Genomic DNA, 16,351 nt, shown 5'->3' on the forward strand with positions numbered 1-16,351 from the left:
GGGCGCGGGGGGTGCGAGCGGGGACTGTGCGGGGTCAGCCCTTGATGGCGCCGGTGAGGACGCCCTTGGTGAAGTAGCGCTGGAGGAAGGGGTAGACACACAGGATCGGCACGACGGCGATCACCAGGACGGCCATCTGTACGGCCTGCTGGGGCGCGAGGGCCTCACCGGCCGAGGCCCCTTCGAGGGACTGGCCCTGGAGGACGAAGGTGCGCAGCACCATGGAGAGCGGCCACTTGTCGTTGTCGCTCAGGTAGAGCATCGCGTTGAAGAAGGCGTTCCAGTACGTCACCGCGTAGAACAGGCTGATCACGGCGATGACGGCCTTCGACAGCGGCAGCACGATGCGCACCAGGGTGCGCAGGTCGCCGGCGCCGTCCACCTTCGCGGCGTCGTACAGCTCCTCGGGCAGGTTCATGAAGAAGGAGCGCAGGACGACCAGGTTGAACGCGCTGACCATGGTGGGCAGCACGAGCGAGGCCAGGGTGTTGTACAGACCGAGTTCCTTGACGGTGAGGAACTTGGGGATGATGCCCGGGTCGAAGAGCATCGTGAACAGGGCCGTCATGAGGATGAAGCGGGAGCCGGTGACCTCGCGGCGCGAGAGGCCGTACGCCATCCCGATGGTGACGAGGACGCTGGTCGCGGTGCCCACGAGGGTCACGCCGACGGAGACGAGCAGCGCGTGCGTGACGACGCCGCCGCTGAAGACCGTGCGGTACGCCTCCAGCGTCGGGTGGTCGGGCCACAGGACCAGGCCGGGGCTGCGGATGATGTCGGACTGCGAGGCGAAGCTCGTGCCGATCACTCCGAGCAGTGGGTAGGCGACGGCCGCGACCACCAGGACCAGCACAAGTCCCTTGAGAAACAGGCCGGTTCGGGTGGGCTTCTCCATCCAGGGCGGGCGGCCGTCGGTCACTCTCATGCCGGTTTCGGCCGGGGCGGCGGGCTTGCGTGTGCGGCGTCCGGCGGCCGCCGTCTGCGTCTCAGCGGTCAGCACCGCGGTACACCCCTTCGTGGCCGAGCCGGTGGGCGAACTTGTTCGCGCCGAGTACGAGGACGGTGCCGATGACCGCCTTGACCAGCCCTACGGCCGCCGACGTGCCCCAGTCGTTGTTCTTGATCCCGTGGAAGTACACGTAGGTGTCGAGGACTTCACCGGCGGCGGGGCCGACCGCGTCGCGCTGGAGCAGGATCTGCTCGAAGCCGACGGAGAGGATCTGCCCCAGGTTGAGGATCAGGAGCAGGATGATCACCGGGGAGATGCCGGGCAGCGTGACGTGCCAAAGGCGCCGGGCGCGCCCCGCACCGTCGATCGCCGACGCCTCGTACAGGCCGCGGTCGATGTTGAGCAGGGCTGCGAGCATGATGATCGTGCCCCAGCCCGCGTCCTTCCAGGCCACCTGAAGGGTGAGGAGCCAGGGGAAGGCGGCCGGGTCGGTCGTCATGTCGTAGCGCGGCAGGCCGAGTTGGCCGAGGAGGTCGGGCAGGACGCCGGCGCCGCCGAGGATCTGCTGGAAGATCGAGACGATGATGACCCAGCCGATGAAGTGCGGCAGATAGACGACGCTCTGCACGAACCGGCGGACCTTGTCGCTGACGATGCTGTTGAGCAGCAGCGCGAGCGCGATGGGGACCGGGAAGAAGAACACCAGCTGGACGAGCGCGATCTTCAGCGTGTTACCGGTCGCCGACCAGAACGCCGGGTCGGCGAAGGCGGACGTGAAGTTGGAGACGCCCGACCAGGCGCTGTGCATGTAGCCCAGGTACGGCTGGTAGTCCTGGAACGCCACCACGTAGCCGAGGAGCGGCACGTAGTGGAACACGCAGAAATAGAGCAGGCCCGGCAGGGTCAGCAGCAGCATGACCTTGTCCCGCTTGAGCCGCTGCCCCAGCGAGAGGCGGTGAACTGCCCGCGGCGGGAAGGGCGTTGTATCAGCCATGGGGCGGCAAGTTAGTAATCGGTTACCCCTCGCGTCAATAGGTCTGGGCAACACCTGAGTTAAGCGAGCTTTTCAACTGCCCGTTCCTGACGGGCATTTGGCGCTATCTCGCGCTAAGGCGGGCGAGGGTCGTGGTCGGCATGCTTGACGCTCACCCCTCGCGATCCCTAGCGTGCGGTGACTTCATAGAACACGTTTACTGTCCGGAGGCAGGGTGCGTACCACTGACGAGTCGCCGGTCCAGGCCGACTCCGCCGGCTCCACACGGCCCCCACGCAGGCCCCGTACCGTCCTGGCGATGGACGCGGGGCTGCTCGACGACGTCTTTCCGCCCGCCGTACGGCTGCGGCTCGAGGAGTCCGCGGACATCCGGCCACCGCAGGTGGTGGGCGAGTTCGGGAGTCCCGAGGCGGTGGCCGCGCTCGCCGAGTGCGAGGTCCTGCTGACCGGCTGGGGCTGCCCGCCCATCGACACAGGTGTGCTCGACCGGGCGCCGCGGCTGCGCGCGGTGATCCACTCGGCGGGCACGGTCAAGACGTTCCTGACCCCCGAGGCGTACGGGCGCGGCATCGCGGTGTCGTCCGCAGCGGCCGCCAACGCCGTACCCGTCGCCGAGTTCACCCTCGCGGCGATCATCATGGGCGCCAAGCGGGCCTTCCCGCTCGCCCAGCTCTTCCGCTCCCGCCGCTCCCACCGCACCGCGGCCGACCTCGACCGCCACCACTGGCTCGGCACGCACGGCATCACCGTCGGCGTGGTCGGCGCCTCACGCACCGGACGCAGGGTCATCCAGCTGCTGCGCTCCATCGACGCCGACGTACTGCTCCACGACCCGTACGTGAGCGACGCCGAGGCGGAGCTGCTCGGGGCCACCCGCACCGACCTCGACACCCTCGTCGCCACCAGCGACGTCGTGACCCTGCACGCGCCGTCCACCCCTCTCACCCACCACCTGCTCGACGAGCGGCGCATCTCGCTGATGCGCCCGGGCGCCCTGCTGATCAACACGGCACGCGGCCCACTCGTCGACACCGAGGCCCTCATCGCGCACCTGGTCAGCGGCCGGATCGACGCCGTGCTCGACGTCACGGACCCCGAGCCGCTGCCCGCCGATCACCCCCTGTGGGACCTGCCCAACGTCTTCATCACCCCGCACCTGGCGGGGGCGCAAGGCAACGAGGTGGGGCGGCTCGGTGCCCTCGCGGTCGACGAACTCGCCCGCTACGCGCGCGGGGTGCCGCTCAACCACCCCGTACTCCTGGAGGAACTGGAGCGGATCGCGTGAACGGGCGCCCGGCGGACGCCATAGGCTCTGCGCACGGAACGGTCGCGGGACGGGTCGCGGGATCCGCCGCGCAGACCCGTGGTGACCAGGACGGTCAGGACGACCGCGACGACCGCGACGACCAGGGGGAGGTTCGGATGCCCAGGCAGGGCTCGACGGCGAACGGACGGCGCGCGACCGTCGTGGACGTGGCGCGTCTCGCGGGCGTGTCGACCGCGACCGTGTCCCGAGTGATGAACCGCAACTATCCGGTCGCGGCCGCCACCCGCGAGCGCGTCGAGGAGGCCATGCGGGAGCTGGGCTATGTGGTCAACGCCCATGCCCGCGCCCTGGCCGGTGTCTCCGGACGCACGGTCGGCATCATCATCAGCGACGTGGTCGACCCCTTCTACGCCTACATCGCGCGCGGCGTGGAACGCGAGGCCACGGCGGGCGGCCGGCTCTGCCTGGTCTGCAGCACCCAGGGCGACCCGCAGCGCGAGCTGGCCTTCATCGAGCTGATGCACGAACGCCGCGCCGACGCGGTGATCCTCGTCGGCGGCAGCGTCGCCGACCGGGGCTACCGCACGGAACTCGCACGCCGCGCCCGCGAACTGGACGCCGGCGGCTCGAAGCTCGTGCTGTGCGGCCGCCCCTCCCTCGGCAAGGACGCGCCCACGGTCGGGGTCGAGTACGACAACGAGGGCGGCGCCTTCGCGATCACCGACCACCTCCTGACCGAGGGCCACGAGCGGATCCTGTACCTGGGCGGGCCGCCGGGGCTCTCCACCACCAAGGAACGGATCGCCGGCCACCGTCGCGCCCTGGAGCAGCGCGGGCTGCCGCGCGATCCGGCGCTTGTGCAGCCCGGGGCGTTCAGCCGCCAGTTCGGCCACCGCCGGATGACTGAACTGCTGCGCGACGGGCCGGAGTTCACCGCCGTCTTCGCGGCCAACGACATCGTGGCGGCGGGCGCGGCCCAGGCCCTGGAGGAGGCCGGGATGCGGGTGCCGCAGGACGTCTCCCTGGTCGGCTACGACGACGTGCCCGTGGCGCAGGAGCTACGGCCGCGCCTCACCACCGTGCACATCCCGCTCGAGGAGATGGGCCGCCAGGCCGTCCGCGTCGCCCTCGCGGGCGGCGACGAGGACGACTGGCGGGCCCCGACGACGGGCACGCTGCGCCTCGGTACGCATCTGGTGGTACGCGATTCCGTCGCGCCGCGTGAAGTGCGGCGGCGCCGGGGGTGAGCCGCCGGGCTCCGGCCGGCGTTCTGCCTCGGGGCTCCGCTTGGCGCTCGTCTTGGAGTCCCGCGTGGCGGTGCCCTTGGCAGTCCGCGTGGTGGTCCCCTTGGAGTCCCGCTCGGCGCTCCCCGTGAAGCCCCCCGGCGCTCCCCTTGGAGTCCCGCTCGGCGGTCCGCTCGGCGTTCCGCTTGCCGGTCCGCTCGGCGTTCCGCTTGCCGGTCCGCTCGGCAGCGTTCAACGACTCTCCGACCGGGCGCTGTTCACCGGTTTCCCCCTCAGGTCGTAGTAACAGACAGAAACTTGCCGGACCCTCTTGCGGCGGCATAGCAAACGCTTACATGCTGGCGCGCAGCCCGCACATCACTCCGATGCTGTTGATCCCCATGGGAGTCTCTGGATGCGCCCTGCCCGTATGCCCTCCGCCGCCTCGGCCGACGCCGTTGTCCCCGCCGACACCCCCGCCACCTCGGGCTTCTCCCGTCGTGGGGTGCTCGCCACCCTGGCCGGCGCGGGAGCCGCCACGCTCCTCGGCACCGGCACCGCAAGTGCCCACGCCGTGCGCGGTGTCGGCCTCACCGTCCCGCTCATCGCACGCCCCTCCGCCGAGACGGAGCGCCTCCGCCTCGGACAGGCCCTGCGCGCCACCGAGTTCCAGCCGACCGGGCAGTACGTCCCCGCCGGGACCGCACTGCACTTCGACGTGCTGCCCCACGACGGCCTCGTGCCCACGCTCTGGATCGGGCAGTGGGACTACTACGGCACGGTGACGGAGCCCCGCAGCTATGCGCTGAAGTCCGGCGCCAACACGGTCACCGACCCGCACGGCGGTCCCGTCTACTTCTCCCTCGAAGGCAACGGCGAGCGCGCCGCCGTGAAGTTCAGGTCGGGCGCCGCCGCGATGCCCGTCTTCACGCTCGGCCGCACCTCCGAGGCCGACTACCAGCGGCAGTTGGACACCCTCACCGACGTGCCGGTGGTCGAGCTGCACGCGCCGCGCACCATCATGACGCTGACGCGCGACGGCGCGCTCCTGTACCGCGACCAGGACCACGCGGCACTGCTCCAGCTCGTCGAGCAGATCATCGAGGCCGAGTCGCAGATCAGCGGGCTCGACGGGTCGAAGCCGGTACACCGGCCGAAGGCGGGCAGCTACCACTTCACCGAGGTGTCGGTGGTCCCGTCCGGAGTCGGCGCCTACGCCACGCACGGCTACAACGGCTTCCCGCGCGCCTATCTCGACCGCGCCACCACCGTCGACGGGCTGCGCACCCGGGGCTGGGGCCTCTACCACGAACTCGGCCACCTGCATCAGCAGATGGCGTACAAGCCGACGGGTCTGACCGAGGTCACGGTCAACATCTACTCGCTCGCGGTGCAGCGGGCCCTTGGCCAGCCGTCCAATCTGCTGACCGTCGACCCGAAGACCGGACTCAACCCCTTCCAGTCCGCGCGCGCGAAGTTCGGCACGGACGGGCTGACGTACGAGAAGTCCTTCGGCGCCTACGAGAAGCTCGTGCCGCTGCGGCAGCTGGAGCTGGCCTTCGGTGACGACTTCTGGCCGCGGTTGCACCGGCTTGTGCGGGAGGAGAACCCGCAGTCGGACTACACCGAGACCGCCAAGCGGTACCGCGCCCTGTCGACCTACGCCAGCCGTGTCTCCGGCCGCGACCTCACGGACTTCTTCGTCCGCGACTGGGCCTTCCCCATCGACGCCACCGGACTGGCCGAGATCGCCGCGCTCCAGCTGCCGAAACCGACCGTCGAACCGGCCACGCTGACCGACTGACTTGAGTGACCGGACTGACCTGAGTGACCTGCTGGCTTGAGTGACCTGCTGACCTGACTGACCTGACCGACCCGGAGGGGACCCACCGAGCATGGACCTCACTCGCAGACAGACCCTGACCCTGGCGGGCGCGACCGCCGCGGCGGCGCTCCCCCTGACAGCCGGCGTCGCGTCGGCAGCGGACGCCGCAGAAGCGGCGGACGCCCCTGCCGCCGACGCCTTCGACGTACTGCTGGCGCGCGCAGAGGAGCAGCTCACCGGCGGCGCGTTCGACACCGCCGATCCGGACTTCGCCGCCGCAGTCAAGGCCCTCGACACGCAGGCGTCCGCCTGGTGGAAGGACCTCGACCGGAATGCGGGCAGGAAAGCGCTGTGGGCCGACCTCTCCCCCGCGTCGGACCCCGGAATGTTCGGGCAGAGCTATCCCCGCCTGCGCACCCTGGCCACCGCCTGGGCCACCCCCGGCACCTCGCTGACCGGCAGCGCGGAGGTCGCCGACACACTCGTCGCGGCGCTGAGCTTCCTGGGCACCACCGGCTACAACCCGGCCCGCGGCGAGTCCGGCAACTGGTGGTTCTGGGAGATCGGCGCACCCCGGGCCCTGATGGACACCTGCGTACTCCTGCGGTCGAAGCTGCCGGCCGCGGACCTGGCCGCATACGTCGCGACCGTCGCGAAGTTCTGCCCGAACCCCGACCGCCGCACCAACTCCCCCTCCCTCTCCGAGACCGGCGCGAACCGCGCCGACAAGGCCGTCATCGTGGCCCTGCGCGGGCTGCTCGCCCGGGACGCGGCCACGGTCACGCTGGCCCGCGACGGCCTGTCGGACGTGCGGGACAACGGACGCCGCAGCCTGTTCACGTACGTCACCTCGGGCGACGGCTTCTACGAGGACGGGTCGTTCGTCCAGCACGACAGCGTCGCCTACACGGGCACGTACGGCAGTGTGCTGCTCGGCAGCGCGGGGCAGCTGATCGCGCTGCTCGCCGGGTCGGACTGGGCCGTGAACGACCCGAAGGTGTCGGTGCTGTACGAGGCGGTGGAGCGGTCCTTCTCGCCCGTCATGTTCGACGGGCTGATGATGGACGCGCTGCGGGGGCGGGCGATCTCGCGCGAGCGGGCCCGCGACTACAACGACGGTGCCGTGACGCTCACTTACATCCTCCAGCTCGCCGCGGGCGCCCCGGCCCCGTACGCCGAGCGCTGGCGCGCGCTCGCCAAGGGGTGGATCAGCCGCAACAAGGCCAATCCGTACGCGGGCCTCGTCGGCATCCCCGCTCTGGCGCGCGCGAAGACCGTCCTCGACGACAAGGCGATACCGGCGGCGGAGCGTCTCACCGGTCACTTCTCGTTCGCCGACATGGACCGCGTGGTGCACCGGCGGCCCGGCTGGGCGCTCGCCCTGTCGCTCTCCTCGAAGCGCATCGCGGCGTACGAGGCGGGCAACGGCGAGAACCTGCACGGCTGGTACACCGGCGACGGCATGGCGTATCTGTACGACGGTGACGACCTCGGCCAGTTCGGCGACGGGTTCTGGCCGACCGTCGACCCGTACCGGCTGCCGGGCACGACGGTGGACACGCGCGCGCGTGCGGACCTCGGAACAGGCGCCGGCACGGGAACGCACCGCCCGAAGAACGCCGTGGCGGGCGGCGCCGTCCTCCAGGACCGCTATGGCGCGGCCGCGATGGAGCTCATCGCCGACGGCAGCACCTTGCAGGCGCGGAAGGCGTGGTTCTGCCTGGACAACGCGGTCGTCGCGCTCGGCGCGGGCATCACCGCGAGCGACGGCCGCACGATCGAGACCGTCGTCGAGAACCGCAATCTGCGCACGGACGGGGCGCAGCGCCTCCTCGTGGACGGGCGGCAGCAGCCCGGCAAGCAGGGCTGGTCCGCCTCGCTGTCCGGCGCCGGCTGGGCGCATCTGGAGGGCACGGGCGGCTACGTCTTTCCCGACCATCCGGGACGCGCGCCCGGTGGCGTCTCTTTGCGGGCGCTGCGCGAGGTACGCACCGGCACCTGGGGCGCCCTCAACTCCGGTGCGGACACCGGCGGCGGCACCGACCCGGTCACCCGTCGCTACGTCACCCTCTGGTTCGACCACGGTTCCTCCCCCACCGACTCCTCGTACGCCTATGTGCTCCTGCCGGGTGCGAGCGCCGTGGCGACCGGGATCTGGGCGCACTCGCGGCCCGTGCGCATCGTGGCGAACGACGCCACGGTCCAGGCCGTCGAGGCGCGCCGTCTCGGACTCCTCGCCGCGCACTTCTGGGGTCCCGGCAGCGCCGCCGGACTCACGTCGTCCGGTCCCGGCACCGTCCTGGTGCGGCGGCACGGCGACGCCATCGCGGTCGCCGTGGCCGACCCCGGACGCACCGGGTCGACGCTCACGGTCGAACTCCCCTTCCCCGTACGCAAGGTGACGCGTGCCGACGACACGATCACGCTCACACCGGGCCGCCGCCCCGTTCTCACGGTCGACGTCGCGGGTTCACGCGGACACAGCCACACCGCCGAGCTGACATGAGTACCTGTCCGACGGTTCCGACCGTCGACGTGCGTCCCAGGCGCGCATAGGGTCACCCCGGCCCGCCACTTTCGATCAAGGAGCGACACGCCCCCATGCCCGCACCGCACCTCTCGCTGCCGCCCACCGACCGTGTCCTGTCCCCGCTCACGGGCTGGACGCGGGCCCACTGGGAGGCGCTCGCCGACCGGCAGTTGGAGGCGCTCGTCCCGTACGCGACGCCTGGGTTCGCGCAGTACCGGCTGCCGGGGCGGGCCAGTTGGTCGGGGGTCGTGTCGGACGGGCTCGAGGGGTTCGCGCGGTCATTCCTGCTGGCCTCCTTCCGCATAGCGGGCGCGGGCGGGGACGTGGATCCCCGACTCGTAGAACGCTACGCGGAGGGTCTGACAACTGGCACGGACCGCGGGCGCGGCACAGGCCTCGACGGCGAGGCGTGGCCCGAACTCACCGACTGCTCCCAGCAGATGGTGGAGGCCGCGTCCATCGCGATCGGGCTGCACGAGACCCGCCCCTGGATCTGGGACAAGCTCGGCTCCCAGGTCCAGGAGCGGATCGTGGACTGGTTCTCCGGCTTCGTCGGCGGCCGCACCTGGGACAACAACTGGCGCCTGTTCCAGGTGGTTTCGGAGCAGTTCCTGGCCTCGGTCGGGGCCCCGTACAGCCAGGACGACATCGACGGCGGCCTGGACCGTATCGAGGACTGGTATGTCGGCGACGGCTGGTACACCGACGGGGACGGCCGCAACTTCGACTACTACATCGGCTGGGCCATGCATCTGTACCCGCTGCTGTGGGCGCGGATGGCGGGCCCGGACGGCAACGGCGGCCGCGCGAAGGTCTACCGGGAGCGCCTGTCGCAGTTCCTCACCGCCTACCCGCACTTCTTCGGCGGTGACGGCGCACCCGTGCACCAGGGCCGCTCACTGACGTACCGTTTCGCCGCCACCGCGCCGGTGTGGATGGGCGCGCTCGCGGACTGCACCCCGCTGGAGCCCGGGCTCACGCGGCGCCTCGCGTCGGGCACGGCGCGGCACTTCGTGGAGCGCGGCGTCCCCGACGAGCGGGGTCTGCTGCCGCTCGGCTGGTACGGGACGTTCCTGCCGACGACGCAGGCGTACTCGGGCCCGGCCTCACCGTACTGGGCGAGCAAGGGGTTCCTCGGACTGCTGCTGCCCGCCGACCATCCGGTGTGGACCGAGCGCGAGGCGCAGCTGCCCGTCGAGAAGTCCGAGCGGGCCATCCAGTACACCGCGCTGCCCGCGCCCGGCTGGCTGCTGCACGGCACGCCCCACGACGGGATCGTGCGGCTGATCAACCACGGCAGCGACCACAACCCGCTCGAAGGTCCCGCCACTGACGATCCGCACTACGCGAAGCTCGCCTACTCCACGGCGACGGCGCCCGAGTCGGCGCCGCACGCCTGGAAACGGACCGTCGACAACCACGTGGCGCTCCTCGCACCGGACGGTACGCCGTCGCGCCGGCGCCGCATCTACCCGATCGCCTGCGAGGGGCGCGTCGCCTCGTCCCGTCATGACGCCGAACTGCCGGGATTCGACGAGGAGTTCCCCATCGAGTCGACGACCGTGCTGCACGGTCCGTGGGAGATCCGCGTGCACCGGGTGCAGGCTCCCGCGGGCGTGACGGTCCGCGAGGGCGGCTACGCGGTCGCCGACGAGACCAGCGTCCACGCCGAGCGGGGCCCGGGCTGGGCGCTGACGCGCACGGAGTCCGGGGTGACCAGCGCGGTGGTGGCGCTGCACGGCTGGGACGAGGAGTCAGGTATCGCACGGGAGGTCGAGGCCAACGCCTACGGCCCGCACTCGGCGACGCCGTACCTCCGCTCGACCGGCCACCCCGGAGGATCCAGCGTGCACGTCACGCTCGCGGTCCTGACGCGCGATGTCGTGCATCCGCAGGCCCTGCGCGAGTCCATCTCATGCGCGGCGGACCCCGGGGACGACGGGCAGGTGCGGATCACGTTCCCCGACGGCGGGACGGTCACCGTCTGACGCCGTCATGTGTGGGCCCCGTACGTCGTCTGGGCGGGGGCGTGGGCGAGGAGGTGCCTGACGAGGGTGAGGAGGGTCTGGATGCCCGAGCTGGAGATCCGCGCGTCGCACCGCACGACGGGCACCTGCGGGTCGAGGTCGATGGCAGCCCGCACCTCGTCGGGGTCGTAACGGTAGGCGCCGTCGAACTCGTTGACGGCCACGATGAACCCCATGCCGCGCTCCTCGAAGAAGTCGACGGCCGCGAAGCAGTCCTCGAGACGGCGGGTGTCCGCGAGGATCACCGCGCCGAGCGCCCCCTCGGAGAGCTCGTCCCACATGAACCAGAAGCGCTCCTGCCCCGGCGTGCCGAACAGATACAGCACGTGTTCCGGGTCCAGGGTGATCCGCCCGAAGTCCATCGCGACCGTCGTCTCGACCTTGTTCTCGATGCCTTCGAGGTCGTCGGTCTCGGCGCTGACCGTGGTGAGCAGCTCCTCCGTGCTCAGCGGGGCGATCTCGCTGACCGCGCCGACGAAGGTCGTCTTGCCGACACCGAAGCCACCCGCGACCAGGATCTTCAGCGCGGTGGGGAAGGCGTCAGAGCTGTCGTCGTAGTCCATCGAGCACTGCCTCCAGTAGGGACCGGTCAGTGGGGTTGTCGTGGAACGTGGGGGGCTTGGTGGTGATCGCCCCGCAGTCGACGAGGTCGGACAGCAGGACCTTCGTGACGGCGGCGGGGAGTTTCAGATGGGCCGCGATCTCCGCGACCGATGTGGGGTGGGCACACAGTTTGAGCGCCTCACCGTGTTCGGGCCCCAGGTAGCCGAGAGGGGTGCCCCCGGTCGCCATCACCAGCGACAGGAGATCCAGCGAAGTGGTCGGCCGCGTCCGCCCGTTGCTCACCGTGTACGGGCGGACGAGGCGGCCGGCCGCGTCGTCGAGCCACGGCCCGTCCTGCGGGGCCGTCATGCTCAGTTCCTCATCGCCGTGGGTTCGGCCGCGTGCTGGCGGGGCGCGGTCATCAGGTACGGGCGCACGCTCTTGACCAGCATGGCCATCTCGTAGCCGAGTACCGCCGCGTCGGCCTCACGCCCGGCGAGCACCGCGAGGCACGTGCCGGAGCCCGCGGTGGAGACGAACAGCAGGGTGGAGTCCAGCTCGACGACGACCTGCCGGACCTCACCCCCGTCCCCGAAACGGACGCCGGCGCTACGGCCGAGGGAGTAGAGCCCCGACGCCAGGGCCGCCATGTGGTCGGCGCTGTCGGCGTCGAGGCCGTGGACGGACTTGACCAGCCCGTCGGACGAGAGGAGGACGGCGCTGCGGGTGTGCGGCACACGCTGGACGAGGCCGCTCATCAGCCAGTCGAGATCGGACACATGACCCGTCGGCACATCGCTCGCCATGGGGGATCGACTCCTTGGTGGACTGCTGGGGGTGCGTTGACTGTGGGAAGTGCGGGACTGGTGGCGGCATGTGGCGGGTGCACAGCGGGCCGGCGCTCAGGGGGCAGGTGCTCAGGCGGCCGGTGCTCAGGCGGCGGGCGAACGTCATCCGGCGGTGTCGCTCCCGTCGTGCCGTGCGTCCGGTTCGTAGGCGGCGACCGAACCGGTGGCGGGCCCGCCGGCCGGCTCGGGACCGGCCTGAGGCAGGTCGCGCACCCCGAGAGTCAGGTCCCGTGCCTCGGCCGCCTCCGCGAGCCCGATGCCGCGCTGGAAGGCCGCCATCAGACCCGGGTCGTGCAGTACGGGTGCCTCGTTCTCGGGGCTCTCCTGCCGCTGCGCCGGGCCGCCCCTCAGTTGCGGCGCGAGGTGCTCCTGGACGCGCCGTTTGGGGAGTTGGGGCCGCCCCATGGTGCCGCGCACCGCGCCGTTGACCGGGGTCGGCGGGACGGGCAAGTGCTCCCCGGCGGCCTGCCGGTCCTCCGCCCGGATACCGGGCAGCGCGTCGGCCGGTGTGCGTCGCTCGTCCCTGGCGGTACGCAGCGGGAGGGGCGGCGCGACACCGTTCGCTCCCGGATGCCCGCCGTCGGAGGCGCCGCCCTGGGGCTGTCGCGGGACGACAGCCACGCCGGCGTGCGGGGTCTCGCGGGGCGGAAGGGGTTGATGCGGTGCCTCGTACGGCTGGCGGTCGAACGGCCGGGGGTCGGGCTGAGGGGGACGGTGGAGCTGGTTCTGTGGCTGTGGCTGCGGTGGCCGGCGGTGGGACTGCGGCTGAGGCTGCTGTTCGAGCTGGTGTTGGCGTTCCTGCTGGCTCTGGTGTTGCGAGAGTCGCCGTTCATGCGCCTGGTGCCGCTGGTGCATGGTCTGCGCGCTGTCGTCCGTCGCGTCCGCGGCGCTCCGTGGCCTCGGCGCGGGCTCGTTCTCGTCGCCGCCGAGCAGGCTCTGCGGCACGACGAGGACCGCCTGCACACCACCGTAGATATTGCTCTGGAGCCGGACTGTGATGCCGTGTCTGCGGGCGAGCTGCGAGACGACGAAGAGGCCGATGCGCCCGTCCTGGAGCAGGCTCGCGACGTTGACCTGGTCCGGGTCGGCGAGCAGCGTGTTCATCTTGTTCTGCTCGGTGACGGGCATTCCGAGGCCGCGGTCCTCGACCTCGATGGCGAGACCGGACGTGACGGTGTTGGCGCGGAGCAGGACTTGGGTGTGGGGGGCCGAGAACACGGTGGCGTTCTCGACGAGTTCGGCGAGCAGGTGGATGCAGTCGGCGACGGCGTGCCCGCGCAGGGTTCCGTCGACCGGCGGGACCAGCTTGACCCGTGAGTACTGCTCGACCTCCGCTATGGCCGACCGCATGACCTCGGTCATGGAGACCGGGCGGCTCCACTGGCGCCGGGACACGGCGCCGCCGAGCACGGCCAGGTTCTCGGCGTGCCTGCGGATCCGGGTGGCGAGGTGGTCGACGTGGAACAGGCCCTTGAGCAGGTCGGGGTCCTCGACGTCGTTCTCCAGTTCGTCGAGGATCGAGATCTCGCGGTGCACGAGGGACTGCAGACGCCGGGCCAGATTGACGAAGACCTCGACCTTCTGTTCGCTGCCCGCGTGGCTGGAGAGCTGGGACGCCTGGACGACGGCGGTGACGGCCACGTCCTGGGCGCGCGTCATGTCCGCGGCCAGCAGGTCGAACTCGTCGGCGTCCGGGGCGGCCGCGGGGGCCTGCCTGCGGGGCGGCGGCCCCTCGCCCTTACGCAACTGCTCCACGAGACCGCGCAGTTCACCCTGCCCGCGCGCACTCGCACGGCGCAGGACACCGACCCGTTCGCGTACGGTCCTGGCCGCCCGGTCGGCGGCCACGGCGGCGATCACGATGCCGGCCAGGGTGACCAGGCACGCTCCGGCGAGGACGGCCCAGAGGGCGAGCCCTGGGCGGGCGCCCGTGGAGCGGATGGTGAAGAGAACGGCCGCGCTGGCGCTCAGGGCGACGGCGAGCGGGGGCAGTACGGCAAGGCGCAGAAGCTGGGGCCGTATGTGGGTCTCGGGTTGCGGGGGGACGGACCGGCCGCCCGGCCTGCCGTGCCGACCGCCCTCTCGGCGGTCTGCGCGGGGGGCCGGCGAGCGAAGGTGAGACATTCGGCGTCCTCGTACGTGGGGGCTCCTGCGGGTCGGCGCGAGGCGGGCAGGCGGCATCGCGCTCCCGGCCGGGAGCGGGTGGGAATGCCGCCGCTGCGTCGCTCAGCGAGCACACACGGTAGTCGGGGACGGCACACATGCGGTGGGCAGTTGCCAAAGTCCGGCGGCCCAGGTCCCGCTCTGGTATGAGGCTTCGTACGACAGACCGATAACAGTTCCGGACACCCGACCGGTCATGGGTACGGGTGTTCCATAGCCCGAAGAGACGTTGCATCGGGGGCGAGTGCCGTACAGGTTGGCGGCCTCCTCCTCGAAGATGGAGTCGGCGTATCCAGCGGTCTGAATGATGTCGCAGATGACATGAGGCTCCCAGTTCCTGAGAACCTTGGCCTTCACGCAGAGCGGCTCTAGCGAGCCCGACGGCCCAACCCTTTCTCGATGCGGCGAACTTCACCCCGGACCAGCGGAAACGAAACGATCAGGTTCGGAAAGGCGACGGCTTCCGAGCCGGCATCAGGCGGCTCCTGGCCCGAGTTCACCGCAGTGGACTTGAGAATGATCGAGCCGCCGGGCGCCTCGATGGGTTCATGGTGGCGGTGGCGCCGGCCGAGGCCACGGCCTTTCCCACTCCCCTGGCCCCGTTCCCCCATCTCTGATCTGGGCGCGCTGCTTGTATCTCTGATCTGGGCGCGCTCCTTGCGCATCCTGCGTGACGCGCGTTCGTTGACCCGTTGATCATGGTCGTCTTCATAAACTCGGCCTGGAAGCCGTCGGGCAACGCCTTGAGCCGGATCAGGCGGTGATCGAGTGCCGGCACCCAGCCGCGTTCACCGATGAGCGGCCAGCACTGCCCCGAGGCCCTCTTGCAGATCCTTGACGAAATACTCGGGAACCTCCAGCGACGGGAAATGTCCCCCGGTTTCGGGCGACCCCCATCGGACGATCTGTCGGTACCGCTCCTGTGCCCAGGGACGCGGACACTTCTCGATGTCGCGGGGATACATGCTGATCGCTGACGGGACGTCGACCCGAAGTTCGGGGTCCAGCGAGTCGTGGCTTTCGTAGTAAATGCGGGCCGCCGATGCGCCGGTTCGCGTCAGCCAATACAGGGTGACGTTGTCAAGAAGCCTGTCCATGGAAATCGTCTCGAACGGGCTGTCTTCGGTATCTGTCCACTCGGCGAACTTGTCAAGGATCCAGGCGAGAAGCCCGACCGGTGAGTCGACGAGCGAGTAGCCGATGGTCTGCGGTCGGGTCGCCTGCTGCTTCGCGTACGCCGCGCGGTGGCGCCAGAAATCGCGGGTCTCCTCGGTCCACTTGCGCTCGACCGCCGTCAGCCCGTCCGTTGTCAACCCGGGCGGTGCCTGCGCCAACGTTGAGTGGATGCCGAGCACGTGGTCCGGGAACCTGCCGGCGAGGATTGTGGTGATCACACCTCCCCAGTCGCCGCCGTAGGCTGCGAACTTGCCGTAGCCGAGCCTTCCCATCAGTTCCACCCATGCGGCCGCGATCTTCTCGGTTCCCCACCCGGTGGTGGCCGGCTTGTCGCTGTAACCAAAGCCCGGTAGCGACGGGACCACGACGTGGAACGCCGGCGCGTCCGCATCTTTCGGATCTGCCAGCTCGTCTACTACATCGATGAACTCAGCAACGCTGCCTGGCCAGCCGTGCGTCAAGATCAGCGGAGTGGCATCTGCGCGCGCGGATCGGCGGTGCAGGAAGTGGATCCCCAGACCATCAACGGTCGTACGGAACTGGCCGATCCGGTCAAGGCGCGCTTCGAACGACCGCCAGTTGTACCCGGTGCGCCAGTAGTTCACGACGTCCACGAGGTCGGCGAGAGGAACGCCCTGTTCCCATCGGCGAGGGTCGGGCGCGGCGCGACAGACCGTCTCAGCCTCCGGCAGCCGCGCCGCGGCCAGTCGCGCGCGCAGATCGTCGAGGTCAGCGTCAGTCGCCTGGGCTTCAAATGCTTGCACGTCGCTGGTTGGACGGGGCATGAGACCTCCTGGCCATCGCGG

At 70.7% G+C, this 16,351-nt stretch carries 12 protein-coding genes; 5 read left to right on the top strand and 7 right to left on the bottom strand.

The genetic code is table 11. From position 1 onward, the window contains the following. Positions 1–34 precede the first annotated feature (34 nt). Both OG698_RS11330 and OG698_RS11335 read right to left on the bottom strand, forming a co-directional pair. Positions 35–895 (bottom strand): carbohydrate ABC transporter permease, encoded by an 861-nt coding sequence (locus tag OG698_RS11330; protein WP_406110965.1) that lies wholly within the window; start codon positions 893–895, stop codon positions 35–37. A 91-nt stretch (positions 896–986) separates the two neighbouring features. Beyond that, complete coding sequence (locus OG698_RS11335) at positions 987–1,943, bottom strand: ABC transporter permease (RefSeq protein WP_406102976.1); 957 nt, start codon at positions 1,941–1,943, stop codon at positions 987–989. A 298-nt stretch (positions 1,944–2,241) separates the two neighbouring features. On the opposite strand from OG698_RS11335, the gene OG698_RS11340 reads away from it, so the two are divergent. The 5 genes from OG698_RS11340 to OG698_RS11360 all read left to right on the top strand — a co-directional run bounded on the left by OG698_RS11340 (position 2,242) and on the right by OG698_RS11360 (position 10,776). Continuing rightward, positions 2,242–3,228, top strand: a complete 987-nt coding sequence (locus tag OG698_RS11340) for a hydroxyacid dehydrogenase (RefSeq protein ID WP_406110967.1) — start codon at positions 2,242–2,244, stop codon at positions 3,226–3,228. Between the two features lie 137 nt (positions 3,229–3,365). Further along, positions 3,366–4,457, top strand: coding sequence for a LacI family DNA-binding transcriptional regulator (locus tag OG698_RS11345; RefSeq protein ID WP_406110969.1), 1,092 nt, complete (start codon positions 3,366–3,368; stop codon positions 4,455–4,457). A gap of 391 nt (positions 4,458–4,848) precedes the next feature. Next, the gene (locus tag OG698_RS11350; RefSeq protein WP_406102977.1) at positions 4,849–6,237 is read left to right on the top strand and encodes a M60 family metallopeptidase; all 1,389 of its coding nucleotides are present in this window, start codon (positions 4,849–4,851) and stop codon (positions 6,235–6,237) included. A gap of 91 nt (positions 6,238–6,328) precedes the next feature. Further along, positions 6,329–8,764, top strand: coding sequence for a polysaccharide lyase 8 family protein (locus OG698_RS11355; protein WP_406102978.1), 2,436 nt, complete (start codon positions 6,329–6,331; stop codon positions 8,762–8,764). Between the two features lie 95 nt (positions 8,765–8,859). Further along, positions 8,860–10,776: a DUF2264 domain-containing protein gene (locus tag OG698_RS11360; protein WP_406102979.1), complete on the top strand. Its 1,917-nt coding sequence runs from the start codon at positions 8,860–8,862 to the stop codon at positions 10,774–10,776. Positions 10,777–10,781: 5 nt separating this feature from the next. On the opposite strand, the gene OG698_RS11365 is transcribed toward OG698_RS11360, so the two are convergent. The 5 genes from OG698_RS11365 to OG698_RS11385 all read right to left on the bottom strand — a co-directional run bounded on the left by OG698_RS11365 (position 10,782) and on the right by OG698_RS11385 (position 16,330). Further along, positions 10,782–11,378 (bottom strand): ATP/GTP-binding protein, encoded by a 597-nt coding sequence (locus OG698_RS11365; protein ID WP_100591715.1) that lies wholly within the window; start codon positions 11,376–11,378, stop codon positions 10,782–10,784. After that, entirely contained in the window at positions 11,356–11,727 is a 372-nt protein-coding gene (locus tag OG698_RS11370) for a DUF742 domain-containing protein (RefSeq protein ID WP_406102980.1), read from the bottom strand. The genes OG698_RS11365 and OG698_RS11370 overlap by 23 nt, the downstream gene beginning before the upstream one ends. 2 nt (positions 11,728–11,729) lie before the next feature. Next, positions 11,730–12,164: a roadblock/LC7 domain-containing protein gene (locus OG698_RS11375; protein ID WP_100591713.1), complete on the bottom strand. Its 435-nt coding sequence runs from the start codon at positions 12,162–12,164 to the stop codon at positions 11,730–11,732. Positions 12,165–12,308: 144 nt separating this feature from the next. Then, the gene (locus tag OG698_RS11380) at positions 12,309–14,330 is read right to left on the bottom strand and encodes an ATP-binding protein (protein WP_406102981.1); all 2,022 of its coding nucleotides are present in this window, start codon (positions 14,328–14,330) and stop codon (positions 12,309–12,311) included. A gap of 827 nt (positions 14,331–15,157) precedes the next feature. Next, positions 15,158–16,330 carry an epoxide hydrolase family protein gene (locus tag OG698_RS11385; protein WP_406102982.1) on the bottom strand — a complete coding sequence of 391 codons (1,173 nt, stop codon included), beginning with the start codon at positions 16,328–16,330 and terminating at the stop codon, positions 15,158–15,160. Positions 16,331–16,351: the final 21 nt, after the last annotated feature.

It is taken from the genome of Streptomyces sp. NBC_01003, assembly GCF_045162695.1.
In the GTDB taxonomy this organism is placed as follows: Bacteria; Actinomycetota; Actinomycetes; order Streptomycetales; family Streptomycetaceae; genus Streptomyces.

Bases quoted from the DNA above. Each gene is read 5' to 3' on its own strand.
- OG698_RS11330 (WP_406110965.1), bottom strand. From the start codon at position 895: ATGGAGAAGCCCACCCGAACCGGCCTGTTTCTCAAGGGACTTGTGCTG.
- OG698_RS11335 (WP_406102976.1), bottom strand. From the start codon at position 1,943: ATGGCTGATACAACGCCCTTCCCGCCGCGGGCAGTTCACCGCCTCTCG.
- OG698_RS11340 (WP_406110967.1), top strand. From the start codon at position 2,242: ATGGACGCGGGGCTGCTCGACGACGTCTTTCCGCCCGCCGTACGGCTG.
- OG698_RS11345 (WP_406110969.1), top strand. From the start codon at position 3,366: ATGCCCAGGCAGGGCTCGACGGCGAACGGACGGCGCGCGACCGTCGTG.
- OG698_RS11350 (WP_406102977.1), top strand. From the start codon at position 4,849: ATGCGCCCTGCCCGTATGCCCTCCGCCGCCTCGGCCGACGCCGTTGTC.
- OG698_RS11355 (WP_406102978.1), top strand. From the start codon at position 6,329: ATGGACCTCACTCGCAGACAGACCCTGACCCTGGCGGGCGCGACCGCC.
- OG698_RS11360 (WP_406102979.1), top strand. From the start codon at position 8,860: ATGCCCGCACCGCACCTCTCGCTGCCGCCCACCGACCGTGTCCTGTCC.
- OG698_RS11365 (WP_100591715.1), bottom strand. From the start codon at position 11,378: ATGGACTACGACGACAGCTCTGACGCCTTCCCCACCGCGCTGAAGATC.
- OG698_RS11370 (WP_406102980.1), bottom strand. From the start codon at position 11,727: ATGACGGCCCCGCAGGACGGGCCGTGGCTCGACGACGCGGCCGGCCGC.
- OG698_RS11375 (WP_100591713.1), bottom strand. From the start codon at position 12,164: ATGGCGAGCGATGTGCCGACGGGTCATGTGTCCGATCTCGACTGGCTG.
- OG698_RS11380 (WP_406102981.1), bottom strand. From the start codon at position 14,330: ATGTCTCACCTTCGCTCGCCGGCCCCCCGCGCAGACCGCCGAGAGGGC.
- OG698_RS11385 (WP_406102982.1), bottom strand. From the start codon at position 16,330: ATGCCCCGTCCAACCAGCGACGTGCAAGCATTTGAAGCCCAGGCGACT.